Source organism: Bacteroides celer (assembly GCF_002632415.2).
Lineage (GTDB): Bacteria > Bacteroidota > Bacteroidia > Bacteroidales > Bacteroidaceae > Bacteroides.
The window spans coordinates 3,915,916-3,942,476 of the sequence record NZ_CP178209.1; the positions used below are offsets into that span (position 1 = coordinate 3,915,916).

At 41.2% G+C, this 26,561-nt stretch carries 22 protein-coding genes, 1 pseudogene and 1 riboswitch; of the genes and pseudogenes, 17 read left to right on the forward strand and 6 right to left on the reverse strand.

Annotation, left to right across the window (positions count from 1 at the left end; translation table 11 throughout):
• Nucleotides 1–434 precede the first annotated feature (434 nt).
• A riboswitch (cobalamin riboswitch) is annotated at nucleotides 435–635 on the forward strand.
• A gap of 183 nt (nucleotides 636–818) precedes the next feature.
• The 12 genes and pseudogenes from CJF29_RS16025 (at nucleotide 819) to CJF29_RS16080 (ending at nucleotide 12,513) form a co-directional block, all read left to right on the forward strand.
• The gene (locus CJF29_RS16025; protein ID WP_099147517.1) at nucleotides 819–2,861 is read left to right on the forward strand and encodes a TonB-dependent receptor plug domain-containing protein; all 2,043 of its coding nucleotides are present in this window, start codon (nucleotides 819–821) and stop codon (nucleotides 2,859–2,861) included.
• 23 nt (nucleotides 2,862–2,884) lie between these two features.
• The gene (locus tag CJF29_RS16030; protein ID WP_099147516.1) at nucleotides 2,885–4,858 is read left to right on the forward strand and encodes a YncE family protein; all 1,974 of its coding nucleotides are present in this window, start codon (nucleotides 2,885–2,887) and stop codon (nucleotides 4,856–4,858) included.
• Between the two features lie 36 nt (nucleotides 4,859–4,894).
• Nucleotides 4,895–5,635, forward strand: a complete 741-nt coding sequence (locus CJF29_RS16035; RefSeq protein ID WP_099147515.1) for a DUF4465 domain-containing protein — start codon at nucleotides 4,895–4,897, stop codon at nucleotides 5,633–5,635.
• A 50-nt stretch (nucleotides 5,636–5,685) separates the two neighbouring features.
• On the forward strand, nucleotides 5,686–7,128 hold the full coding sequence (locus tag CJF29_RS16040) for an MAC/perforin domain-containing protein (protein ID WP_099147514.1): 1,443 nt from the start codon (nucleotides 5,686–5,688) through the stop codon (nucleotides 7,126–7,128).
• Between the two features lie 219 nt (nucleotides 7,129–7,347).
• The gene (locus tag CJF29_RS16045) at nucleotides 7,348–7,761 is read left to right on the forward strand and encodes a helix-turn-helix domain-containing protein (protein WP_099147678.1); all 414 of its coding nucleotides are present in this window, start codon (nucleotides 7,348–7,350) and stop codon (nucleotides 7,759–7,761) included.
• Nucleotides 7,731–8,360, forward strand: a complete 630-nt coding sequence (locus CJF29_RS16050) for an IS630 family transposase (protein ID WP_255299464.1) — start codon at nucleotides 7,731–7,733, stop codon at nucleotides 8,358–8,360. Before CJF29_RS16045 ends, CJF29_RS16050 begins: the two co-directional genes overlap by 31 nt.
• Nucleotides 8,361–8,632: 272 nt before the next feature.
• Nucleotides 8,633–9,001: a hypothetical protein gene (locus CJF29_RS16055; protein ID WP_170834904.1), complete on the forward strand. Its 369-nt coding sequence runs from the start codon at nucleotides 8,633–8,635 to the stop codon at nucleotides 8,999–9,001.
• 1 nt (nucleotide 9,002) lies between these two features.
• Nucleotides 9,003–9,347 (forward strand): IS66 family insertion sequence element accessory protein TnpB, encoded by a 345-nt coding sequence (gene tnpB / locus CJF29_RS16060; RefSeq protein ID WP_004297053.1) that lies wholly within the window; start codon nucleotides 9,003–9,005, stop codon nucleotides 9,345–9,347.
• 88 nt (nucleotides 9,348–9,435) lie between these two features.
• On the forward strand, nucleotides 9,436–11,214 hold the full coding sequence (gene tnpC, locus CJF29_RS16065; protein ID WP_004300191.1) for an IS66 family transposase: 1,779 nt from the start codon (nucleotides 9,436–9,438) through the stop codon (nucleotides 11,212–11,214).
• Nucleotides 11,215–11,326: 112 nt separating this feature from the next.
• Nucleotides 11,327–11,897: pseudogene (locus tag CJF29_RS16070) on the forward strand (hypothetical protein).
• 80 nt (nucleotides 11,898–11,977) lie between these two features.
• A complete protein-coding gene (locus CJF29_RS16075) occupies nucleotides 11,978–12,280 on the forward strand; it encodes a GNAT family N-acetyltransferase (protein WP_004300639.1) in 303 nt (100 codons plus the stop codon).
• An 8-nt stretch (nucleotides 12,281–12,288) separates the two neighbouring features.
• Nucleotides 12,289–12,513 (forward strand): (4Fe-4S)-binding protein, encoded by a 225-nt coding sequence (locus tag CJF29_RS16080; protein ID WP_004300640.1) that lies wholly within the window; start codon nucleotides 12,289–12,291, stop codon nucleotides 12,511–12,513.
• A gap of 161 nt (nucleotides 12,514–12,674) precedes the next feature.
• On the opposite strand, the gene CJF29_RS16085 is transcribed toward CJF29_RS16080, so the two are convergent.
• The 4 genes from CJF29_RS16085 to mutY all read right to left on the reverse strand — a co-directional run bounded on the left by CJF29_RS16085 (nucleotide 12,675) and on the right by mutY (nucleotide 16,338).
• The gene (locus tag CJF29_RS16085; RefSeq protein WP_099147025.1) at nucleotides 12,675–13,307 is read right to left on the reverse strand and encodes a 4'-phosphopantetheinyl transferase family protein; all 633 of its coding nucleotides are present in this window, start codon (nucleotides 13,305–13,307) and stop codon (nucleotides 12,675–12,677) included.
• On the reverse strand, nucleotides 13,285–14,640 hold the full coding sequence (locus tag CJF29_RS16090; protein ID WP_099147024.1) for a gliding motility-associated protein GldE: 1,356 nt from the start codon (nucleotides 14,638–14,640) through the stop codon (nucleotides 13,285–13,287). The genes CJF29_RS16085 and CJF29_RS16090 overlap by 23 nt, the downstream gene beginning before the upstream one ends.
• 77 nt (nucleotides 14,641–14,717) lie before the next feature.
• Nucleotides 14,718–15,197: a single-stranded DNA-binding protein gene (locus CJF29_RS16095; RefSeq protein WP_004304191.1), complete on the reverse strand. Its 480-nt coding sequence runs from the start codon at nucleotides 15,195–15,197 to the stop codon at nucleotides 14,718–14,720.
• A 91-nt stretch (nucleotides 15,198–15,288) separates the two neighbouring features.
• Nucleotides 15,289–16,338, reverse strand: coding sequence for an A/G-specific adenine glycosylase (mutY, locus tag CJF29_RS16100; protein WP_099147023.1), 1,050 nt, complete (start codon nucleotides 16,336–16,338; stop codon nucleotides 15,289–15,291).
• A 211-nt stretch (nucleotides 16,339–16,549) separates the two neighbouring features.
• Here mutY and CJF29_RS16105 point away from each other — a divergent pair, with 211 nt between their 5' ends.
• Nucleotides 16,550–16,825: an HU family DNA-binding protein gene (locus CJF29_RS16105; protein ID WP_004300646.1), complete on the forward strand. Its 276-nt coding sequence runs from the start codon at nucleotides 16,550–16,552 to the stop codon at nucleotides 16,823–16,825.
• 283 nt (nucleotides 16,826–17,108) lie between these two features.
• Nucleotides 17,109–18,683, forward strand: coding sequence for an Rne/Rng family ribonuclease (locus CJF29_RS16110; RefSeq protein ID WP_099147022.1), 1,575 nt, complete (start codon nucleotides 17,109–17,111; stop codon nucleotides 18,681–18,683).
• 511 nt (nucleotides 18,684–19,194) lie between these two features.
• On the opposite strand, the gene CJF29_RS16115 is transcribed toward CJF29_RS16110, so the two are convergent.
• Nucleotides 19,195–22,149 (reverse strand): hypothetical protein, encoded by a 2,955-nt coding sequence (locus CJF29_RS16115; protein WP_099147021.1) that lies wholly within the window; start codon nucleotides 22,147–22,149, stop codon nucleotides 19,195–19,197.
• Between the two features lie 396 nt (nucleotides 22,150–22,545).
• Entirely contained in the window at nucleotides 22,546–23,490 is a 945-nt protein-coding gene (locus CJF29_RS16120) for a tyrosine-type recombinase/integrase (RefSeq protein ID WP_099147020.1), read from the reverse strand.
• 202 nt (nucleotides 23,491–23,692) lie between these two features.
• On the opposite strand from CJF29_RS16120, the gene CJF29_RS16125 reads away from it, so the two are divergent.
• From CJF29_RS16125 to dnaB, 3 genes are all read left to right on the forward strand, one after another.
• Nucleotides 23,693–23,962, forward strand: a complete 270-nt coding sequence (locus CJF29_RS16125; protein WP_099147019.1) for a DUF4248 domain-containing protein — start codon at nucleotides 23,693–23,695, stop codon at nucleotides 23,960–23,962.
• A 461-nt stretch (nucleotides 23,963–24,423) separates the two neighbouring features.
• Complete coding sequence (locus CJF29_RS16130) at nucleotides 24,424–25,047, forward strand: hypothetical protein (RefSeq protein WP_099147018.1); 624 nt, start codon at nucleotides 24,424–24,426, stop codon at nucleotides 25,045–25,047.
• 4 nt (nucleotides 25,048–25,051) lie between these two features.
• Complete coding sequence (gene dnaB / locus CJF29_RS16135) at nucleotides 25,052–26,431, forward strand: replicative DNA helicase (protein WP_099147017.1); 1,380 nt, start codon at nucleotides 25,052–25,054, stop codon at nucleotides 26,429–26,431.
• The last annotated feature ends 130 nt before the right edge of the window (nucleotides 26,432–26,561 follow it).

The following is a 26,561-nucleotide window of genomic DNA, read 5'->3' on the forward strand; positions in this document are numbered from 1 at the left end:
TTGTACGTTAGGTAAATTCTATATTATTTCACGGGCTACCGTTTCAATACTTGTTTGCTAAAGTATCATTTGCTTCAAAACCATACCGAAATGAATTAGTTCAAAACCGTATAGTAAGGAACAAAATAGGTGGATACCGCTGCATCCCCTATAAAAAACGACCAATTATGTTTCAATAAATCTGTTTCATACGTCCAACGTTGGACATAGACAAAGATACTTTTTAAAAGCTAATCTTATGTCAAACAAATAAAAAAGGCGGGCAACTCAATACCCGCCTCTAAAATCCGCTAATTTGGTAAATTTTGTAATAAGTGACAGTCTCATTTACAAAAATACAGAAAATATCGAAGAAAACAAGTTGGTTCTTTCTCTTTCGTATCAGGACGAAAGAAAAAGAATATCCCCCAACTTGGAAAAAACAAATAAACTCCCTATCTTTGTCCCGCATTGGTTTGCGACTCCCTTACGGGGGAAGCAATTAAAAGGGAATCAGGTGTAAATCCTGAACAGTCCCGCTGCTGTAAGTTCCATGCATGTTACAAGCAATTCACTCATTGCCACTGGAGAATAATCTGGGAAGGCGTTTGTAACAGGAATAAGTCAGAAGACCTACCATGCAATTATGTTTCACTGCTTTCGAGGAAAAAGCGTTGAGTCTAATGAACCGGACAAGTCGTCTATCATTTCATTCATCACTCTAATTCAGAGAAAGTGTGTTAAAACGAATAAACTCTGCCAAGTTTATTTATGCGTGTCCGGTCGAAGGGATTTCGCCCGGACACTTTTAAATAGCAACAGACTGAAATAAGGAATAAATGAAAGAGAGAACATTTAAGAAAATGATCTTTGCAGTATTCTGCTGCCAATTCTTATCCATACCACTTTTTGCACAACAGCAAAAGGTAGATACGACACATACATATTCTATTCCTGAAATAACAGTATCAGATATCTATCAGACTCGCGAAGTACGTTCTACCGCTCCCCTGCAAGTATTCTCCAAAGACGCCCTGAAAAACCTGCACGCCTTGCAAGTATCCGACGCAGTGAAACACTTTGCCGGAGTGACCGTAAAAGACTACGGAGGTATTGGCGGACTAAAAACTGTATCCATACGAAGCCTGGGAGCACAACATACCGCTGTTGGCTATGACGGGATCACCCTAACCGATTGCCAAACGGGACAAATCGACATCGGGCGTTTCTCACTCGATAACGTAGACAGACTTTCTCTAAACAACGGACAAAGCGATAACATCTTCCAACCTGCCCGCTTCTTTGCGTCAGCAGGCATCTTGAATATCCAGACACTTACCCCACAGTTCACAAAAGACAAAAAGACCAACATAGCAGGAGCTTTCAAAACAGGTTCCTGGGGATTAGTCAATCCCTCCCTCCTGCTGGAACAACAATTCAATAAAACATGGAGCATGTCAGTCAATGGCGAATGGATGTCTTCTGACGGACATTATCCATATACACTGCGCTATGGAAGTGCAGAAGGAGATCTGTCCTCACGTGAGAAACGGAAGAATACAGATGTACAAACATTCCGTGCTGAAGCCGGACTTTACGGTAACTTCTCCGATAAAGAACAATGGCGGCTGAAAGCCTATTACTTCCAATCCTCCCGGGGACTACCCAAAGCTACCACTTTCTACGACGACCATTCTACCCAACACCTGTGGGATAAAAACACTTTCATACAAAGTCAATACAAGAAAGAATTCAGCCAACAATGGGTATTCCAAACCTCTGCCAAGTGGAATTGGAGCTATCAACGTTACCTAGACCCTGATACAAAGAACTCATTAAAGAAAACAGAAAACAGCTACTACCAGCAAGAATATTACCTTTCCGCTTCTGTACTATACAGACTGTTGAGCAACCTCTCATTCTCTCTTTCCACCGACGGAAGCATCAACACCATGAACGCCGATCTAAACAACTTTGTACACCCCACGCGCTATTCATGGCTAACGGCATTCGCCGGCAAATACGTGAATGACTGGTTAACAATCTCCGCATCCGCATTAGCAACCATTATCAATGAAGATGTAAAGAAAGGCGGCAGTGCCGGCAATCACCGTAAATTAACCCCTTATGTAAGTGCCGCATTCAAACCTTTTCATAATGAAGAATTCCGTGTACGCTTCTTCTATAAAGACATTTTCCGCCTGGCAAGTTTCAACGACTTATATTACGAAGAAGTAGGAAACACACAACTAAAGCCGGAAAAAGCCAAACAATACAACATCGGACTGACATACAACAAAAATGTATGCTCGTTCCTACCCTATTTGTCAGCAACCATCGACGCTTATTATAATAAGGTAACAGATAAAATCATCGCTTATCCTACCAAGAACCTTGCAGTATGGAGCATGAAAAACCTGGGACAAGTTGACATCAAAGGTATTGATGTTACAGGAAGCCTCTCCCTCCAACCCGGGGAAAAAATCCGCATAAACCTCTCGGGCAACTATACATACCAACGAGCATTAGACGTTACCCCACCCGATCCAAACACGTATGAATCAACATACAAACACCAGATAGCCTACACTCCCCGCGTCTCCGCTTCGGGGCAGGCAGGTATCGAAACACCATGGATCAATCTGTCTTACTCATTCCTATTTTCAGGAAAGCGCTACGCGTTGGGACAAAACATTGCTGAAAACAGATTGGATAGCTATAGTGACCACAGTATTTCTGCAAGCCATGATTTCCTGATAAAAAAAGTCACCACCTCTTTCTGCTTGGAAGTACTGAACCTGATGGACAAGAATTACGAGATTGTGAAATACTTCCCAATGCCCGGACGATCTGTAAGAGCAACAATAAAAATAAGATATTAAATATTATAAAATAAGATATTGACGTGAAAAGGAAATTAATATATATATCCTGGTGCTGGCTGTCATTGATCTTGTTATTCATGGCATGTGATGATATGGAGGACAAACCTTTCACATCAGGCATTATAGGTGATCCGACAGAAACAGGTACCGCCGAATTATATGTATTATGTGAAGGACTGTTCAACCAGAATAACAGCTCATTGGCACGTTTCTCTTTCGGTAATCAACAAATGGTTCGTGATTACTTCAAAGCAGTCAACCGCCGGGGATTAGGAGATACAGCCAACGATATGGCTATTTATGGAAGCAAGGTGTATGTCGTAGTCAACATCTCCAGTACAGTAGAAGTGATAGATTTTCGTACAGGAACCTCATTGAAACAAATTCAGATGCAGGCAGAAAATGGGAGTTCCCGCCAACCACGCTATATCACTTTTCATAAAGAAAAAGCATACGTATGTTCCTATGACGGAACCGTTGCGCGTATAGACACAACTTCCCTCTCCATAGATGCTATCACAACAGTGGGACGTAACCCTGACGGCATTTGTGTACAAAACGAAAAGCTATATATTTCCAATTCCGGCGGATTGGATTATTCATCAGGGCTGGGTGTAGATAATACAGTATCCGTTGTCGATATTGCCACATTCAAAGAGAGTAGCAAAATTATAGTAGGCCCGAATCCCGGTAAAATAATAGCAGGTCCGGATGAAACCGTCTATGTAGCCACCCGTGGCGAAGATATAGAAGCCGGAGATTATAATTTCGTCAAGATAGACTGCCGGACAAACAAAGTCACTCAATGTAACGAGAAAGTGCAAAACTTCGCCATCGACGGAGACATAGCCTACCTATATAATTACAACTACACCACACAGACTTCTTCTATCAAGATGTTCAATCTGAAAACAGAAGAAACAATCCGTGAGAATTTCATAACCGATGGAACTGTGATAAAGACACCTTACGGTATCAATATCAACCCTTACAGCAACAATGTATATATCACCGAAGCACGCGATTACACCACTTACGGTGACTTACTTTGTTTCAACCAACAAGGACAACTCATGTTCCGCCTGAACAACATCGGACTTAACCCGAATACCATCGCATTCAGTGACAAAGCCTCACAAAGCAATATTGACGATAATGACGATGACACGGAAAACCCTCTAGCTTTCGCCAATAAAGTATGGGAATACCGTCCTGCTCCCGGACAATTTATCAATACTACCACATCAGCATACAAGGATGGATTTACCTACGATGAAATATTGGAAGAAGCAACCCGCAGAATCCAGCAAAAATCGCTTATTACATTAGGAGGATTCGGTGGCTACATTGTTTTAGGATTCCCACAGCCCATTCCGAATGTAACGGGAGAATATGACTTCAAGGTAAGAGGTAATGCTTACTACAATTCCAAAACCGGAACAGGAAAACTAGGAGGAAGTGCCGAACCGGGAATTGTATTCGTATCCAAAGATGCAAACGGTAATGGAATACCTGATGACGAATGGTATGAACTGAAAGGCAGCGAATACGGGAAAGATACAGAAACCCGAGGATATGAAATAACTTATTACCGCCCGAACCCAGCCAACCAAAATGTTTTCTGGAAGGACAATAAAGAAAACGAAGGATATATTCTCCGCAACAGTTACCATAATCAGGAATCCTATTATCCACTTTGGGTAGAAGATGATGAAATCACATTCCAGGGAACACGCCTAAAAGATAATGCTGTCTTAGAAAATGGATTATGGGTAGGATATTGTTATCCATGGGGATATGCAGACAACCATCCCAACACCAAGGAAGGCAGTAATTTCAAGATAGATTGGGCTGTGGACAGTAACGGCACACCAGCCGACTTGGATCAAATAGATTTCGTTAAGATTATGACTGCAGTTAACCAAGACGCAGGACAAATGGGTGAAATATCAACCGAAGTCACAACCGTTGAAAACTTACATTTCAAAAAATAATCAACAATTTATTAATAACTAAAATTAGAAAAGAACATGAAGAAATTATCCTTATTATTACTATTATCAGTATTTGTATTTTGTGGCTGTAGCGATGATGACGATACAAAAGATGATAATAAAAAAGAAGTTGTCATAAGTTTTGAGAACTTATTAACTGAAACGGAAAGTGAATTTGTTTCAACTAGTACTGAAAAAATTGAATTTTATTTTAAAGACACATTTAATGATCCACAGAACTATGTAACTTTTGATCATTATTACAATGATTGGGGACAAGGATATAGCTTTGCAGGTTTTACTTATACCAACAAGACTAACCATATATCAAATTGCCAACCTAATTGTGGAAGTGCAAAAACAGGGAAAGTGTATTTGGGAGTTTATAGTGACAACTTCACACCAGCTACTCTATCAATCGTTAATTCTCAATATTCTATTAAAGGACTATGGATAACTAATAGTAAAAACGCCTATATTGGAATGACAGAAGGTGATGGGTGGGCGACAGCTTTCAAAAAAGGTAGTTGGTACGAAGTTACTGCAATAGGATATAATGATAAAGGAGACGAGATAGCTAAAACGACTATTAGGCTTGCTGATTACAAGAGCGATACTGATAAACCCATTAATACATGGATATGGTTTGATTTAACAGATTTACAAACAGCCTCTAAAATAACACTAACTCCAAATTCTTCAGACTCTGACGATGAGAATGGAATGAGAACAGGTAAATATTTTTGTATTGATGACATCACACTTATTGAAAAATGACTTCTTACATATATATATATTCAAACTTATTCATATAAACAATTAGGTTCATGAACAAATTAATTACCTTTTCATTGTTATCCTGTTTGATACTGTCATGTACAGACGAAGAACTAATTATTGACCAATTAAAAGAAAGCACCCCTGTTACAAGGAGTGCAGGCGATGGTAATTACGATTTATTGGGTTATGGTTATAACTGTTTTTATTCTGATTTCCAAGACCCTTTATATGCAAAAGCCAAAGTTATAGACGTAGAACGACTTCAAAAAGGACTAGGACGGGATCCTATCACCGGACAAGAAGTTATATTTACTCCTGCAGATATTGAAACATCAATATTACATGGAAAGACAGAAACAAAAACAGTATATGGTTCATCTGTATATACATTAACAGAAAATCTCAATATACATGCCACTGCGAATATCGGAGACAAAATTTTAAAATTATTTTCATTAGATCTAGAAGCAACAATAAATTCAGGAGGAACTAAAGAGGAAAGAAATGCTTTTTATAGGGTTGATGCACTTAAAATGACACGAAGACTAACCCTACCATACACAACACCATCAAGACTTAAATATTTTTTCACAGATGTATTTTTATCCGATTTAAAAAGTTTATCAGGTAAAGAGTTAGTTGAAAAATATGGTACACATGTTATGACTGATATACTATTAGGAGGTAAATTTTCTGCTTTTTATACAGGAAAATATACTAGTACCGAAGCAACACAACTACAAGAATTTAAAGCATCGTCTAATTTCTTAACGTCATCAATCACTGCAAATGTACATTATGATAGCAACTTATTTAACAGTTTTAAGAATGTAAATATATACATAAAAACACAAGGTGGTTCCCAAACTGTGACTTCTATAATAAGTCAAGATCCCAACGGAAAATTAGATAATGTATCCTTTGATTATGTTAGTTGGATGAATAGTGTAACACCTGAAACAGAATCATTAATTGGAATAGGTAATCCTGATACCAGAATTTATCTAATTAGTGAATTCATAGATGACATTACTAAAAGAAAAAATATAGAATTAGCTTTACACTTAAAGCAATACAATAATCCATTTAATACAACAATCATATCACCCCGCACTATGATTGAAGGTAAAATAGGAGCAGCTGTCATAGCAGAGATATCAGAAAACAGTAATATATGTTTTGTTCCTATAAGAGCTATTGTAGGAGGAAATCCAATGGGAAGAGTTTGTCTTGTTAGCATTGAATTAGAAGATGATTATATAAAAATTAAAAGAAGAGCAAATGATTATTTAGACAATTCACTTAAATTCAGCGTCAACAAAAATGATAATACTCAATTATGGAAAATGGAATTTGTTAATGACAAGGATTTTAAACTTAAAAACATAGCAAACAATTTATACTTATCATCATTTGATCTTAAGTTATATAATGCTTCTACAGTAATTGACGAGAGTGAATTATATTGGAATCTTTCAGCTAAAATATAAATCCTTCTCTCCAAAGAGGGTGCTTAAATCACCCTCTTTTAATCTTTTTATTTAGCATCTAGAAATAAAAACGAATGATAACTTAAGTAATAAATAAGAGCTTTCAGCTCATGAGAAATTATTTAATATTCCATAAATATTTAACTAAGTAGTTATTCATAATTATTTCACATATGTCGAAATTGCATTATCTTTGTCTCGAACCAAACCGCAAGACAAATGAAAATCAAGAAATTGACGTTGAGCGATTCCGAACGTCGGGAACTTACCACCGGTTTCCGTACAGGCGAAAGCCATTGTTTTCGTATGCGTTGCCGCGCCATATTGCTCAAAGCAGAGGGCTTGAGTGCGCCCCAAGTGGGAGCACAAACGGAAATGACCGCCCAAACCGTTGGCAGTTGGGTCAAACGTTTCGAAAACCAAGGAATCCAAGGATTATATACACGTCCGGGACAAGGTCGCAAAGCCATCATGGACTGTTCGGACGAGGAAGCTGTGCGCAAAGCCATCGAGTCGGACCGACAGAGTGTGCGTGCAGCCAAAGAAGCCTGGCAGAATGCTTCGGGCAAGGAAGCGAGCGAATCGACGTTCAAACGTTTTTTATCCGCATTGGCGCAAGATATAGACGTATAAGAAAACGTCCTAAGGGTAAGCCCTCGCCGCAGCTCTATGCGTATAAGACCGAGAAGCTGCAAGAACTTGAAGTACTTTTTGAAAAAGGCTCCATCGACCTCTTCTATGGTGACGAATCTCATATCTGCACGGAAGGCTATGTCCCTTACGGGTGGCAGTTTTCCGGAGAAGACGTTTACATTCCTGTCGAAAAAGCCAAACGGCTCAACATCTTTGGTATGATTGACAGGAATAACCGCTTTGAAGGTTTCTGCACCTGCGATTCTGTTGATGCAGAGAAAGTCGTGGATTTCCTCGACAGGTTCTCTTTCAAGCTCAACAGAAAGACATTTGTTGTGCTTGACAATGCAAGTGTACACCGTAATGAGAAAATAAAGCGAATGCGTCCAATATGGGAAAAACGGGGACTTTTTCTTTTCTACATTCCCCCATACTCTCCTCATTTGAACATTGTGGAGACCCTTTGGCGTATTATGAAAGGGAAATGGCTCCGACCGCAAGATTATGTCACTACAGAATCGCTGTTTTATGCCACAAATAGGGCTTTGGCGGCGATAGGAACACAACTGAATATTAACTTTAGTCATTATGCTGCTTAATTTTGATTAGTTACTTAATAATAAATAAACACATGTAATATCTATGGATTTATTTTACCTCAAACTAAAACGAAATTCCACTAAATACATAGTTTCATAGATAATACTAAAGTAAATTTCTAAAAAATATTTAAACAAAAAGTCATAAACGAACCGCATTATTCATATTTTTAGTTATATTCGTCGGTCTAAACGTAACCATTCTATTTTCCGCCTTGACATAAGTTGTTAGCCGCCATATCTTTGCGCCGTAACCTTTAACAAGAATGATTATGGCAAAAGAAAAAGTAAACTATCAGGAGGTATATGACCTCTACCAGTTATGCAGCGAGACCAAAGATCTTCGAGAGTTCTGTGCTGATTATGGTGTAAATTACGACAAGTTCATGAACTGGCAGCGTCACCAGTTGTGGAGTGAGAAGTTAGGCAAGACAGTCCAGGTTGAGCAGCCCAAGGTTGCCAAAGTCCAGATAACCGGGAAACCATGCAATAGTCCAACTGTGAAGTTGGACGTGAAACATCCTGAAGGTGAACCACCAATAAAATGGATCAAGTTACAGCTGGCGTCTGGCGCAACACTGTTCCTGAGAAACACCACCGTTCTTGATTTGAGCCTGTTGCTTAATAAAATGATAGGATGATATGCTTGGACTGAGTGCTAACCTTAACTATTACCTGTTTAACGGTAATGTTGATTTGCGGAAAGGCATTTTCCGTCTGTGTGAGAGTATAAGGGAAGAAATGTCCCTTGACCCGAGCGATGCGTCCAATGTATATATGTTCATGTCCCGGAACCGAAAGGTTGTGAAGATACTTCATTACGAACGCGGTTTTTATGTGCTTTACGAAAAACGTCCTGTTATGGGCAAATTCAAGAAACCTGTATTTGATGAAGTCTCCAGGTGCTACCGGATACAGTGGTCGGACATGGCTTATCTTACGGAAAGCATTGTAGTTGACAAGATGTACGTTAGTCCGAAAGGCTAATATTAACATACTGATTATCAACAGGATAGTATAAAAAATAAACGGTAAAAAGTTTGCGTAAGTGCCTGATTTTTCGTACCTTTATATCATGATTGATGAAAGAGCATACGAGTTACTTTGCTGCCAGCTGGGTCTGGCGAATGAGGAAAAGGCAGGTCTTCGCAAACAGAATAAAGAATTGATTGCGAGGCTTGAGTCTATTGAAGAATCCAACAGGGAGAACTCTAAAAATCTGATAGATACCATCAATGATCTCAAAGATACCATCGAAAAGCAGTCAACCACGGTTGAACATTACAGGAAAGAAATGGAACTTATGAGAAAGCAGCTTGAAGCAAAGGATGAGGTGAACAGGATGCTGGCAAACGAGATCTCCAATCTCAGACTTCAGCTTGAGGACAGCAGGAAACACCGTTTCGGCCGTACTTCCGAGCAAAGAAGGCTGTTGAACAACCGTAATCTCGACAAGTCCGCTCTGGAACAATCCGAGTATGACGGTTCTGACAGGAAGGATGATAATAATAAGACCGATGATAACGAAACCGGCAGCAATACCTCTTCCGGCAACATACCTGCCCAGAACAGCAAACCTTCAAGGAGAAAGGAAACCGCACCACGTGCCGGGAAAACAAAATTGAAAGTTGACAAGGTGGTAGTACATGAAGTGGACGAGTATTACACGCTTCCAGAAGGGGGACGGTTTATGAACCGCAACGGTATGCCTGATGTGTGGGAATACAGGGTCATAGAACATGTAAGGGCTTATAACGTGGAGCATGTTTACAAGGTGGCAAGGGTAAAGCTTGCGGACGGCACTTTCACAAGCACCATGGAACATCCGCTGAAAAACCTTGGAGGTATCTTCTCTCCTGAACTGCTTGCCCGTCTGCTTTGTCTGAAATATGACTTCAGCATGCCTGAGAACAGACAGATAAGACTGCTTGCAAGAGAGGGTATCCACATAAGCAATACCACGCTGAACAGCTATATCCATAACGGAATCGCCAAACTAAGGGAGTTCATGGAAGATGTCTTCAAGGAGTTTGTACAGAGAGCTAATTACCTTATGGTTGATGAGACTACTGAGCTTGTTGGAGTGGAAACAAAGGAAGGTAAGGCTTACAGGAGAAAGTACTTATGGGCTTTCTTTGCCAAGCATATTAAGATGGTCTATTATCACTATAATAACGGCAGCAGGTCGTCCGATGCGGCAAAATCATTCCTGGAATATTTTATGGGAACCATATCCACTGACGGATATACGGTTTACAGGATGTTTGACGGAGACGACTCAAAGGTGCTTCATATAGGATGCTGGACGCATTGTAGAAGGTTGTGGGTTGATGCCCTGCCTTCAGACAGAACAGCGATGGACATAATAGATCCTATCGGTGAGATGTTCAGAAATGAAGACCTGTTCCGTATGATGAAACTCAGCGGTGAGCAGATTAAGGAAAGAAGGCTTAAGCTAACAGGACCGATTCTTGAACGTATCCATCATAAGGTGGTCATTATGATGCAGGATGCGAAGATTATGGCTAACGAACTGATGAGAAAGGCCGTGAACTATACGATAAACCAGTGGAAATCCTTGAGAAATATCCTCAAGGACGGTTCAGCAGAAATCTCGAACAACCTCTGTGAGCAAAGGATGAAACCTGTAAAGCTGCTGCTCAAGAACTGTATGAACGTTGGCAGTGAGGATGCGGCAGAAAACTCTGCATTCACCTTCTCTCTGATAGAAAGCTGTAAGTTGAACGGCATAGACCCTCAGAATTACCTGAAACACTTGTTTGAATGTATTCTTCATGGTAAGGACTGCGACAAGAAGGCTCTTCTGCCATGTTTCTATAAACCGGAATGTTAAAACAAAAATATTTTCTTACGGGCATTTTTATTTTATCGGCTGAAAGACAGCCGATAAAATTGGCGTGGCGGAAAATAGTATGGTTACGGTCTAAACTATTAAATATACAATAATGGAGTTACCTTTTGCTGAATCATGGAAAATAAAGATGGTAGAACCCATCCCAAAAAGCACGTGAAGAGTGCGAGCTATGGATTAAAGAAGCACATTATAATGTTTTTCAACTCAAATCAGAACAAGTTTATATAGACCTCATCACCGACTCCGGCACCGGAGCGATGAGCGATTGCCAATGGGCGGGAATGATGCTAGCTGATGAAAGCTATGCCGGAGGACACGCCATCTTCATTGATGCGCCTAAAGTGCTGACACATGTTCCTCAAGAAGAATTCCCGGCGCAGACGCTAACCGTAGAGCTCTACCTGGAAGCCGGTATCCATGGATGCGAAATCGGTTATATCCTTGCCGACCGTAATCCGGTGACCCATGAAAATCGCTTTAACGGCCTTGACCTACTTCGCCTCGCAATCCCCCGCAGAGTATATACCGACAATCACATGAATGTAATAGCTGCCGCCCTCAAAAATGTATATGAACGCAGAGAAAGAATCACTCATGGAGTACGTATCGCCTGGGAAGCTCCCTTAATGAGACACTTCACAGTTCAATTGGAAAGATTATAAACTTGGAGAATATTTGTTCGCGTAAAACAAAAGTGTTCCCCAAGTGTTTATATTATAATCGAACTTAATACGTAAAAATTATGGCAGAAGATTATAAATTAATAGACAACGAAGAAAAACATCGGTATGAATTTCAGATCGATGGCAAAATAGCTGAAATAGACTATATCAAATCAAACAATGGAGAAATATACCTTGTACATACCGAAGTACCCGCCTCATTAGGCGGCAAGGGAGTAGGCTCACAACTTGCGGAAAAAGCATTGGCAGACATCGAGCGACAAGGTCTACGTTTGGTACCGCTTTGTCCGTTTGTAGCCGGATATATTCACAAACATCCGGAATGGAAGCGAATTGTAATGCGTGGTATTCATATTAAATAAATACATATATGGGAAAAAAAATTGAATATACCAATGGTGAACTGACCATTGTGTGGCAGCCTGAATTATGTCAGCACGCCGGAATATGTGTAAAGATGCTACCCAATGTTTATCATCCCAAAGAAAGACCCTGGGTGCAGATTGAAAATGCGACAACAGAAGAATTAATTGCACAAATCGGCAAATGTCCGTCAGGAGCATTGAGCTATCGACTTAATAAAAAAGAGAAATAACCCAATAGTGAAAGACTTCGCCTGAAAGGCTTTGAATTCATAAAAATGAGATTGCTTCAAAATAAAAAAATGAGGCAGTCTCATTTTTCGTTTTAGAAAGACACTACAATCGGACAATGATAACACACCGAGAAAAGAGCCTCACACATTTCCTCGTCCGTTCAATTCAATGTCCACGTCAATACAAAGTCCGGACAAATACGATAACCGACAGAATAAAGTTCTTGCTGCGCCGTAACCAACTCCTGAACCTGAAACGTCCCCTCCTCTTGAGGAATAAAATGCGTCAGCCGGAGTTTACGAAGATCAGCATCCGCATTTTCCATCCGCTTGAAAACAGCTTCCTTTGCCGACCAATGCAATAACAGCCCCCAAGTTATATCTCCCTGATAAGATTCTACTTGCTCGTCAGGACGGACATAGCGGTCGCATACCTTGTGAACCCGTTGGGCATATTGTTCAATGTCAATGCCTACCGGAACCGAAGAAGCAAGCATCACCGCCACATAACCTTTCGTATGAGAAATACTGATAAAAAAAGAATGATCTGTGAGATAAGGTTTCCCCTCGAGAGAGTAACCGATTTCCTTATCCTCCTGCAACATGGAATACAACAGAACACGAACCGACAACCATTCCATCTTACGACGTTCGGAGACAAAGCGATTCAATTCCTGCTCACAGAAAGCTCTTCGCGCACCGGGCAAAAGAAGCAATAAAGCATCCAAAGACTCTTCCATCTTCCAGACAGCCCACTGTATACCATTCGTCTTATACTGCAGAAACAACGCCATCTTCCACTTCCTTCGGCAAAATTGTAAACTTAACTTTCAATATACGGCGACTATCCATTTCGAGCACTTCAAACTCATAATTGTGATACGTCACTTTCTCATGCAGCGCCGGGAATTCACCTTTAATTTCGAGCAACATACCTGCCAATGTATCTGCATCTCCCACCACCTTTTCAAATTCGTCTTCGTCTACTTTTGCAATCTTATAGAAATCCGTCAATTGCGTTTTCGCTTCAAATATCCAGGTATGGTCATTCAAGACAACATATGTACGCTCTTCATCATCGTATTCGTCGTGAATCTCACCTACAATCTCTTCGATAATATCCTCCATCGTTACCAGTCCGGAAGTTCCTCCAAACTCATCCACAACAATAGCAATATGAATCTTATTCGCCTGGAAGTCACGCAGCAAATCATCAATCATCTTCGTCTCCGGCACAAAATAAGCCGGACGAATCAATGACTGCCAACGGAAATTATCCCCCTTATTGACATGAGGCAGAAGGTCTTTAATATACAGCACCCCTTTAATATTGTCCCGTGAACCAGAATAGATAGGAATACGTGAATAAGCATTTTCAATGATACATTGCATCACCTCCTTGAAAGATGTACGGATATCCAGATCGACCATATCCAGACGTGATGTCATCACCTCCTTCACGGTTTCCCCACCGAAACGGATAATTCCCTCCAGAATATTATTCTCTTCAGAAAGCTCCGCTTTATCCGTCAATTCCAACGCGTGCGACAGTTCATCCACAGAAATATTGTGACTCTTCTTCACAAAATGCTTATTCAGAAAAGTTGTCGAACGCACAAGCACAGTAGCTATCGGACGGAATACCTTTTCCAGAAAGTAAATTCCCGGTGCCGAAAAACGGCAAAAGGCCAATGTTTTCTGTGCCGAATAAATCTTAGGCATAATTTCACCGAACAACAACAGGAGGAAGGTCAGGATGACGGTCAGTATCAGGAACTCTGCCAACGGAGAATGGAAAACAAACACATTCATAAAGAAGAAATTGCAGAGCATGATAATGGTCACATTCACAAAATTGTTCGTAATCAATATCGTTGCCAAGAGACGTTCGGTGTCCCCAAGAAGAGCACTTATTTTATCGTCGGAAGGATGATTGCGCTCATCAATATCATTCCGATCAGAAGGAGATAGCGAGAAAAAAGCTATTTCGGAAGCCGAAGCAAAGCCGGAAGCAAGCAGGAGCACACCTGCCAGCGCTATGGCAATAATAGCAGAGATAGAAGGAGTGTTTACGGTAATACCGTTGAAAATATCAGCCAATTGGCTTAAATAACCATCTGAGTCCAAAGAGTTTATATTTTAGTTAAACAAAAGATAATGTGCCAATGAGTTAGAAAAAATCGATTGGCACACTATCACATTATTTAGAACGGCAAATCATCTGCCGGATTATCTTGTACAGGTTGCGCCTGCGACTGCTGCGTTTGTTGCGGCTGGCCGGCAACCGGTTGTTGCTGCTGTCCCATAGCAGGCTGTCCGGAAGCAGAAGCTCCCGCACCCGGGTTGGCTCCTTTCGGAGACAACATTTCCATATTATCCACATAAATTTCGGTGATATAGCGCATAGCACCCGACTGGTCACTGTAAGAACGCGTTCTTATCTTCCCTTCCAGATACAGCTTGTCACCTTTGTGCACATATTTATCTACAATCTCCGCCAAACGGTTAGATGCAACGATATTATGCCACTCTGTTCTTTCGGGAATCTGGGTTCCATTAGCCAACGTATATCCACGATCCGTCGTAGCCAATGGGAAAGTTGCTACTGCCGAACCTGTATCGAAGTATTTCACCCGAGGATCTTGTCCTACATTTCCTACCAATATCACTCTATTTACTGACATATCTGTATCAAGTTTATGATTCTTAAAATTAAATCTGCTGCCAAAATTAAACAGAATAACAATAGGATGCAAGAATTTTAAGTATTAAAACTTAATACTTGCCATTTAGTGCTTGCAGCAGAGTTTGCACCAGCCTTGAAATAGCGTACTGCTCCAGTTCCTCCACTTTTATTTTCTGGAAATCACCGAAAGAAGTCAAATTTTCAGATAATGTTACTTCATACAGATTAGCATAAATCACCCGGTGAGACAACACATGCTTCACTTCCCTGCAAACAGAACGTACCACCGGCACTTCCCCTGATGCAAAGAATGCACGGAATTCTGGCAAAGCAAGAAACTCTTCTTCCGAAAGAGCCGTCGGAGTCTCTATCAATGGCAATTCGAACAGATTCTTCCAAATATCATTTCCTGTTCGTTTATTTATAAAGGTATACGCGCCCGCACGTACATAAATATAATTGAAGTAACGGTTGGTAGTCTTTGTCTTATGCTGTTTCACCGGAAGCTTTGTCATTAACCCCTTCGAAAGTGCCGAGCAACCGCCTGCCAACGGACAGAACAAACAGTTGGGCGACTGCGGAGTACACTGAATCGCTCCGAAATCCATTATCCCCTGATTGTAAACAGCCGGATGCTTTTTATCCAACATCTCATCTGCCAATGCTGCAAAGAGTCTTTTTCCTTCCGTCGAATCAATCGGAGTATCTATACCGAAATAACGTGAAAGCACCCGATACACATTGCCATCCACCACCGCATAAGGCATACCGTAAGCAAACGAACAGATAGCTGCCGCCGTGTACTCCCCCACTCCTTTCAGAGCCAGCACTTCCGGATATGTTTTCGGGAAAACACCATTCGTGCTTTTGGCGGCAGCATGAAGATTGCGGGCACGCGAATAATACCCCAACCCCTGCCAATACTTCATCACCTCGTCCTCATCCGCAGCAGCCAAAGTCTGTACATCGGGAAAACGCTTGATAAAGCGAAGAAAATAATCATACCCCTGCGCCACCCGCGTCTGTTGAAGAATAATCTCCGAAATCCAGATCAGATACGGATCGGCAGACTCCCTCCAGGGCAGTTCACGTTTATTCTCTTCATACCACTCTACAATCGTTTTCGTAAACTCGTTCATATCCTCATTCCTAATGTATTATCTAACATTTATCTTGTATATCCTACTCAAAAGGCACACAAAAGTAACTCTTTTAGCTCTAAGAAAACCCTATGCCACTATTTTTTTAGAAAAATGTGCAGAATATATTTTTTTAGGAGCTTAAAAAGCTATATATTTGCAGTCCAAAAAATTAGCAATAACATAGTAATAATATTTTTTTTAAGGAAAAATGACTAAAGCAGATATTGTAAACGAGATTACAAAGAAAACTGGGATTGATAAGCAGACAGTTCTTACAACAGTTGAGGCATTTATGGATGCAGTAAAGGATTCACTGTCTAACGATGAGAACGTATACCTGCGTGGGTTTGGTAGTTTCGTAGTAAAGAAAAGAGCACAGAAAACTGCTCGTAACATTTCTAAAAACACTACGATCATTATTCCGGAGCACAACATTCCGGCTTTCAAACCGGCTAAGACATTTACAATTTCAGTAAAGAAATAATAAACAAGAGTATTAACCCATAAAATGTGAAGCTATGCCAAGCGGAAAAAAGAAAAAAAGACATAAAATGTCTACGCACAAGCGTAAAAAAAGACTAAGAAAGAACAGACATAAAAGCAAAAAATAATTTTTAAGTCTGGATCACACAGAAATAAAGAACAAACTTGCGAAGCTAATGTCTTTCAAGTTTGTTCTTTGTTTAAGTAGCTAACCCTAAATGAACAATTTGTCAAAAAAGTTGTTCATATAAATGAGATTCAATCAATAATAAGGAAACAAAACAGTGACAAGTGAACTAGTAGTTGACGTACAGCCCAAAGAGGTCTCCATCGCCCTTCTCGAAGATAAGAGCCTGGTGGAACTTCAAAGCGAAGGAAGAAATATTTCTTTCTCTGTGGGCAATATGTATTTGGGACGTATCAAGAAATTGATGCCCGGACTAAATGCATGCTTTGTAGACGTCGGTTACGAGAAAGACGCTTTCCTTCATTATTTAGACTTGGGTCCTCAATTTAACTCACTCGAAAAGTTTGTAAAGCAGACTTTAAGCGACAAAAAGAAGCTGACCTCCATCAGCAAAGCAACCCTGCTTCCCGACCTTGACAAGGATGGAACCGTATCCAACACCCTCAAAGTAGGACAAGAAGTAGTGGTGCAAATCGTTAAGGAACCGATCTCCACTAAGGGACCGCGACTGACGTCCGAAATTTCGTTTGCCGGACGCTATCTCGTACTGATCCCTTTCAATGATAAGGTTTCTGTTTCACAAAAAATTAAATCGAGCGAAGAGCGCGCCCGCCTTAAACAACTGCTAATGAGCATCAAGCCTAAAAACTTTGGTGTCATTGTCCGCACGGTAGCCGAAGGCAAACGCGTAGCCGAACTCGACGGAGAGCTTAAAGTTTTGGTTAAGCATTGGGAAGATGCGATGGTAAAAGTACAAAAAGCCACCAAGTACCCGACGTTGATTTATGAAGAAACCAGCCGCGCCGTAGGTTTGTTGCGCGACCTCTTCAACCCATCATTTGAGAATATTCACGTCAACGACGAGGCTGTGTACAATGAAATTAGGGATTACGTATCACTGATTGCGCCCGACCGGGCTAATATCGTGAAACTGTACAAAGGCCAACTTCCCATTTACGACAATTTCGGTATCACCAAGCAGATTAAATCATCGTTTGGTAAAACAGTCTCTTACAAGAGTGGTGCCTATCTGATTATTGAGCACACTGAGGCGCTTCACGTAGTAGACGTGAACAGCGGTAACCGCACCAAGAATGCCAACGGGCAGGAAGGTAACGCACTCGAAGTAAATCTGGGAGCCGCCGACGAGCTGGCCCGCCAACTGCGATTAAGAGACATGGGTGGTATCATTGTCGTCGACTTCATCGATATGAATGAAGCCGAAAACCGTCAAAAGCTTTATGAACGAATGTGTGCCAATATGCAGAAAGACAGGGCACGGCATAATATTCTGCCGCTTAGCAAATTTGGGCTAATGCAGATTACACGCCAACGTGTGCGTCCGGCAATGGACGTCAACACGACCGAAATCTGTCCTACTTGCTTCGGCAAAGGCACCATCAAATCGTCCATTCTCTTTACGGACACTTTGGAGAGTAAAATTGATTACCTGGTCAATAAACTGAAGGTTAAGAAATTCTCGTTACACGTCCATCCGTATGTTGCCGCCTACATCAATCAGGGACTCGTTTCCCTGAAACGGAAGTGGCAAATGAAATATGGATTCGGTATTAAGATTATTCCAAGTCAGAAACTCGCATTCCTGCAATATGTGTTCTATGATACACATGGAGAGGAAATCGATATGAAGGAAGAAATCGAAATCAAATAGACAGAAAAGGCGGCTCGTTAGGTACGGGTCGCCTTTTTGTTTGATTGTTGCTCGCTCTTCTTTCAAATCATAATATAACAGACGAGTATGTTTATCATCATCATTTGGAAGCAGCAGATTAAAATTATTTTTCTCATAAAAGGGGGGATGTGAGGAAGTAAAATAGAAAGAATGGGTATCTGGTAATTATCGTGCGATAATCTACAACTAAGATTTCTTCTTAAAGATTGAAAAGCCCGGACTTTCGCAAGCCCGGGCTTTCTGTATTCTCTCAAAGCATCTCCTTAATTTATAGGGAAATGGGGTACTAGTATTAAAGATTTTAGCGTACTAGCATAATGTAAGGAGATACATTCGAAGTAAAGATAAAAGGGATGCCAGTGGGAAATTAGGGAAGGCATCCCTTTTCTTATAGAAGAACAAAGATAGAAGGATGGACTTTCACAAGCTGTGTCCTTCGCTTTGTTCTGGGGTAAAAAAATATCTTTTCACACATAGGTGAAGAAGGGATTTATGAAATAGCGCTTGACAATGCTGTCGGATTTATTTTCACTGTAACCGTCTTACCGCTACCATAATTAGTAATTGTTCCCCAACGTGACTCGGCAACAATATTAACAACAATGCTAGCTTCAGCTTTCAGCTGCTTTCCTGTATTGGTAAGAGTCAAAGCACCCGTATTCTTATCTAATTTAACATAATTAGTGTCAGAGGCATTATCTAATACGAATGTAGGAGCTACAAATCCGAATATACCCAATGGAGTTACTCCCCAATCGCTACCAGCTTTTACTTCCTGACCTGCGTTCCACATTACCTTGCCATTAGAAGCTGTCCATTTAGCTCCTGTTGCAAGTTGAGCAGTTGCATCCAATTTATCACTACCAATCTTCACTATCGCGTCAGTCGGAGCAGTCCATTCACCACTAAGATCAGCAAGAGTAAAGGTTGTTTCCTTAGAAGCTACTAATTCTATATCTGCTCCAGCCGCATTTTTAGCAATAACCTTAGCAACAACTACTATAGCCTTAGCAGGAATAGGGTTAGAGTATGTATTATCCACTTTCAATACATTGTCTGCAAGGCTAACACCAGTGATCGCTTCTTCCAGTGAGAACTGAACAGTAGCACCTACCTTCTTAGCATTGTCCACAATCGTTGCATAGTTCTTAAAGAGAGAAGGGATTTCCATCATGAAATTCATAGATGTAGGCTTGTCTGCCGGAAGAATATTTGCGATCAAAGCCAAACTTGATCCACCAGTAATAATCTTATCATCATACGTCAATGTATAATCAGCAGTTGTTACCTCAACTGTAATTGATGGTTTCAAAGTAAAGTTCTGTACATCAGATACCTTTACTTTCACTTCCGGTGTATAAGTACCTGCTACCGTACCTTTCGGGACTACAATTACCAATTCGTTTTTAGTGTTATCTTTAGGTTTCAAATATACTCCATTTGCATCTTTAAAGTCAAAATTCTCTGCTGGCAATTTTTCATAAGCTTCCTTACTAATACCAATCTGACCACCACCAGTACCATAAGCAATTGTTACATCAGCTACGTATTCTTTTGTTCCATCAAATTGAGCTGGCGAAAGAGTTGAAGTAACTTCCGGATCTGACGATGCCGCTTTAGCGGTAACATCAGCAAAAGTAGTAACTTGTTTGAAATCAGTACCAGTGATTATTACAGTGGCTTTTGGAGTTGCTTTTTTACCATTAGAAGAAACGTTATTATACTCCTTCAATTTCACCACACCATTCTCAATGGTATAAGAATCTGGATCAGTTCCCTCTACCTTATATGACACTACGAACTTCTCGGCATTCACACTGCTTGCCATTGGCTCATCAGTAATCACATCACCAGCTCTGTCTTTACCAGTAATCTGAAGAACAGCTCCTGTTGCATAATCTACAACTGATAGAGGTTTATCATAAAGAATATAATCAATTGCTTCATTCGGTGATTTCACTTTTACATCAGTAATCGCTCTATAATCCGAAATTACCGGGAAATAGTTCGAACTGATATTAGTCAGATTTTTGCTTTGATCTTTAGCGATAAGATTCAGACTAACAGCGAAACTCTTGTCCGTTGAAGTAGAAACCGTAAAAGTGACAATACCTGCAGCTTCGTCTACTTCCGTTTTCTCAATGTTATAAATCTCGGCTGCGCGAGTCTTAATTTCCTGTCCGTCGAACGAAGGAGCATAATTCTCTGCGAAGTTGGCAACGGCCGTTGCAGGAGAAGTACGGAATTTCATCTGGATCGGTTTTGTTTCAGCCACCAATTTATTATCGTAGAAATAAGACATAAAGATGATTTTACCATCCTCATATTCAGGAACATAAACTACGCTCTGAATCTGGTTTTCAAGTGCTGTGATACGAGCTTTTAATGTATTAAACTGCCCATCTACCTCACTTTTATAAGTAGTAAGATAGGTTTCTACTTTACTATCAAAAGCTTCTTTCGTAGCGCAATAACCATAGCTATCTTTGATCGTAGAGATTTCCGTCAATACGGCTTCAAAATTTGCATAACCACCATTAGTTAAAGCTGTTTCGATAGTTGTTTTAAATGTAGTAAGCGTAGTGATATTACTGGTAACAGTTTGGTAAGCAGTTGCCTGTTCACTCTTATAAGTTTCAAAACTAGTACTCAACGTTGCTAATTTATCGTCTACACCTTTGATAGCAAGATTGATAGCGGAGGTTTCCGCCAATACCTGTGATTCAATAACCTCGTTTACATATTTAGCAATAGAGCCATTGTCTTTCAACAACTCCAGTACTTCATTGTCAACCAAGCCTGCAAGTTCAGAATGGGCTACGTAAGCAGCCAAATCATCCTTCGATGCAGCGTTTTGATTGAATGTTTCCAATGCGGTGATTCTACCATCCAATTTTTGCAATTCCAAGATATTAGCTTTTATCTCAACGATAGCAGCTGCATTATTGTCAGCCATATCATTTACAGCTTTCAATTCATTCTTAGCTTCTGCCAGTTCATCGGCTAATTTTTTCAGGTCTTCGCTAGATGCAGCACCAGCCAACTTTTCTGTCAGGTCGGCAACTTTAGCTTCCAAATCTTTCTTCGTTTCGTTCAAAGTTCCCTCAATTGAGTTTACTTGTTTCGAAAGTTCGGTAATCTGGTCGCCCAATGTTTTAATAGTGCTTGCATCTGCTTTGTTTTCCAACGCAGTCTGCAATGCTTCTACTGTTTTCAGCAAATCCTGTACTGCCTTGCTATCCGCCTTACCATCAATAGCAGTTTGCAATTGAGTCTGCAAAGTTTGAATGGCACTAGATATGGCCGCTTTCATGTCCTCTGTACTCACCGGATTAGTGGACGTAACTTTATCAATCTGCTCTTGCAGATTTTTGATGTCATCGTCATAGTCCTTACAACTCGTTACAGTTGTACTAACCGCAAGCGTCAATGCCCCAAAAAGCATTACCCTAACAAATTTTTTCTTCATAACTACTTAAAAATTACATTAATAATATATTATTAAACACTAAGTTTCAATAATAGCCGCCCGTTACTTCGTAGGTAACGGATAAACCTTTGTACCTGCTCTTTTGGAGTAGTCAATACTGAAAAATGAGACGATAAGCAATGAAACATTTTTACCCCTGCTTCTGAAAGGCAGTAGAGGGAGGGAAATCTTTTGCAAAATTTAGAAGTTAACAAAGTCCTAATACAAAGAATCCGTGTGTTTTATTTGTTTAATTCCTCTTTTGAGTAGTTTATTAGAAAAAATGTATGATTTCGTTTGGTTGTTTTAAGAAATATGCTCATATTTGCACCGATATTTCAACCCGTTACCTACGAAGTAACAGAGTAAAAATCAAGCACTTGTACCTATCACCGAGCGTTTTACAAAGTCGATCACCTGTTTATTTGCTTCATCAATTTTCTTACTTCGAAAAGGTTTCAAATAAGTTTCTGTTACAGTGATAGACGAATGTCCCATTGCTTCGGAAATAATGCCCGGATGAATTTCGCAATAATACGCAGTGGTCGCCCAAGTATGACGTGCGGTATATGAGCTCAACCGATCTTTGAGTCCAAGCAGCTTTCCCACCAGTTCCAACTGATAGTTAAAATTGCGCAGAGCCAGTTGATATTCCTTATACGCCATTGGCGAACCTTCGTCACTGTGAAGAATCGGGAATAAATAGGGCGACTGCTCCTCGCGGCTCCTATACTTCCGTAAAAGAAACATCGCTTCCGAGGTCAACGTCACAGACAGCGGACGCCCCGTTTTACGACGACGATAACTAATCACATTCCCCCGGAGATCACTCTTACGCAGATAAGCCAAATCGACAAAAGGCAATCCCCGGAGCAGGAACATAAGAATGAACAACTCCTGCGCACTCCTCATGGCAGAAGTAACCGCATCCGACTGCAACAGACGGGCAAATACCTTCTTCATATCCTCCGCATCCAATGCCCGGCGACGGTCCGCCCGCGTACCTGTATATACGGAGCGAAACAAATGTGGCACATAAGGCGCCTTCCGAAGATCGACAGCACGATTGTAAACCGCACGCAACGTGCGAAGATATGTAGACACCGTGTTCCAGCTACACCCACGAGCCCGAAGGCTACCCTCAAAATGCTTCAGCCACTCCGGAGTTATTTCCCGGAACGACAAACAACCGGAACCCTGAAAAGTAAGAATCGCATTCAAACTACTTCTATATACATGAGCAGTCCCTAAATTCCCACTCTGCTGCAAATCAACAGCCACTTGCTTCATAAACGAAGTAAAACTTTCCTTCTTCATTAAAAAATAATTTAATAATTAATATTTACTATTCCCATAATTTACTTTAGTAAAATACGAAAATATATATACAAAAATTTACATACATAAAATTATAAAGTTAAAAACTGAAATATTCACATTATCTATCAAATTTATTTTCATACATTTGCGCAGTTTTTTAAACAAACAACTCTTTTAATTACTAAAAAACAACAAAGTTATGAACAACAATGAACCAGCTGTCGAACACTACAGCATCAATGGATTCAAGTATTTCTCCGAGTTGGCGAAAGAATATTTTCCTGATCTGGCAAACGCCTCTTCCGCCAGCAAAAAAATGCGCAAACGCATCAAAGCAGACAAGACGTTGAATGAACAACTGGCTGCCGCGTATTACACCTGCCAAACAATCGACATCAGTCCCGAAATGCAACTAATCCTTTACCGTCATTGGGGACCTCCCCACATCGACCTGCCGACAAACGTTTAATTACGTAGTAGAAAACGAAAACATCGACAAGGAATAAAAGGAAAATCGAACTATATATTTTTAAATATATCATTTATCTTTTTATTGTTTATTATGTATTCCACTTTGCGTTCACCACTTTTTTCAGATAAGAAGATAACTATCATTTATACAGCTATTTACCGAAAGAAAAAAGCGTTCCACAAAGCGTTCGGCAAAATGACCGTTTTTTTCATTCCAAACAGAGCCTCCGAATCCCCCTAACGAAGGCTCTGTCTATCTCCGGCAGAAGCTTTATCAAACACAAACAGAGCATCCATTTCATCTCCCGATCACTTCTTCGCCCCATGAAAGAAAACAAAAATACAACAACTTACGTACCACAACTATTCTTCTTCGTCCACACCCGTCCACAAACAGGCACACCCCTTGCAAACCGCACGGAAACAGCGTACTTTTACAGAAAATTTAAATAATACCCAATGAAAAAAATCAATTTCCAAGCCATGCTGAAACAAGGTTTTCTCATTATCCCTAAAGCCTTAGTACAGCAGCAGATAGAAGACCTGCACATGCAAGAAGGAGAACTAGAAGCACTCCTGAAAATCCTGATGAAAGTCAACTATTCGGATACACTCTATAACGACCGACAGAACAAAGACTGCTTGTGCAAAAGAGGCGAAAGCCTATTTAGTTATCGTGACTGGAGCCACATCTTCCACTGGTCTGTCGGAAAAGCCTTCCGGTTCATACACGAGCTTGCCACGCTGGGAATTATAGAAATCATCCCCCACCCCAACAATTCCTCCCTGCATATCCGTGTCACCGAATACGACAAGTGGGTGGGAGTTCCCGACAGCGACAAGCAGAAAAAGAAAACCGTCAACGAACAGTTCCACCTGTTCTGGAATGAATTCCACAGCATCACGCAGCTCCCCAAAGAGAATATCGCCAAAGCACAACGCGAATGGAAAAAGTTGAGCGACAAGGAACAACAACTCGCCATCGACAGGATAGAGGAATATTATTTCCACCAAACGAACATCAATTTCCTTCTCCATGCCGCCAGCTATTTATCCAACAAAGCTTTTCTTAACGAATACTGATCCTATGAATACCGAAAACAGAGTTTCACCACAGGCTCCCGAAATAGAAGAAGCCATCATCGGCGCCTGCCTGATAGAGCAGGGAGCCATACCACTGGTAGCCGACAAGCTGCGTCCCGAAATGTTCTACGTCCTGCGCCATCAGGTTATCTATGCCGCCATACTGGCCATGTATCATGCAGGAATAAAGATAGACATCCTCACCGTAAAAGAAGAGCTTTCCCACCGTGGAAAGCTCGAAGAGGCGGGCGGACCGTTCGGCATCACCCAATTGAGCAGCAAGGTGGCAACCTCCGCCCATCTTGAATATCATGCGCAGATCGTACACGAGAAATATCTGCGACGCGAAATGATTCTGGGGTTCAACAAACTCCTCGCCTGTTCGCTAGACGAAACGATGGATATCGACGACTCACTGGTAGACGCACATAACCTGCTCGACCGTCTGGAAGGCGAATTCGGCCATAACAACCACATGCGCGACATGGATGAACTAATGACCGCCACCATGGTAGAAGCCGAAGGACGTATCGCCAACAACAAAAACGGAGTGACCGGCCTCCCTACCGGACTGGCGGATCTGGACCGCATGACGTCCGGACTACAGAAAGGCGAGTTGGTGGTGGTCGCCGCCCGTCCCAGCGTAGGAAAAACGGCATTCGCACTACACATGGCACGAAGCGCAGCAATGGCAGGGTATGCCGTAGCTGTCTACAGCCTCGAGATGCAAGGAGAACGACTAGCAGACCGATGGCTGACAGCGACCAGCGAAATCAGTGCCCGCCATTGGCGATCGGGAACCGTCAGCCAACAGGAACTCGTAGAGGCACGCACAACAGCCGCTGACCTCAAACGCCTACCGATACACGTAGACGACAGCACATCGGTCAACATGGAACATATACGTTCCAGCGCGCGACTGCTGCAAAGCCAACATGCGTGCGATGCTATTATTATCGACTACCTGCAACTCTGCGACATGACGACCGGTCAAAACAACCGCAACCGCGAACAGGAAGTGGCACAAGCCACCCGCAAGGCAAAATTGCTAGCCAAAGAACTGAATGTACCGGTCGTACTGCTTAGCCAGCTAAACCGCGAATCGGAAAACCGCCCTGCCGGCCGGCCCGAACTGGCCCATCTCCGCGAGAGCGGAGCCATTGAACAGGATGCAGACGTCGTCATGCTGCTCTACCGTCCCGCCCTTGCAAGGGTAACGACCGACCGGGAAAGTGGTTATCCCACCGAAGGCCTGGGAGTAGTCATCATAGCCAAGCAACGCAACGGAGAGACAGGAAACGTCTATTTCAGACATAATCCGGAAATGACCAAGATCACCGAATATGTCCCTCCGTTAGAGTATATGCTGAAACACACTAAATAAGAAACAATTACACTAATAACATACAATTTTATATTACAATATATAGCAGAAATCATTTTCTTATTTTATTTCATTATACACACAAAATATATAGCAAAATACTTGACTTTCCATTTCATATTTCGTATAT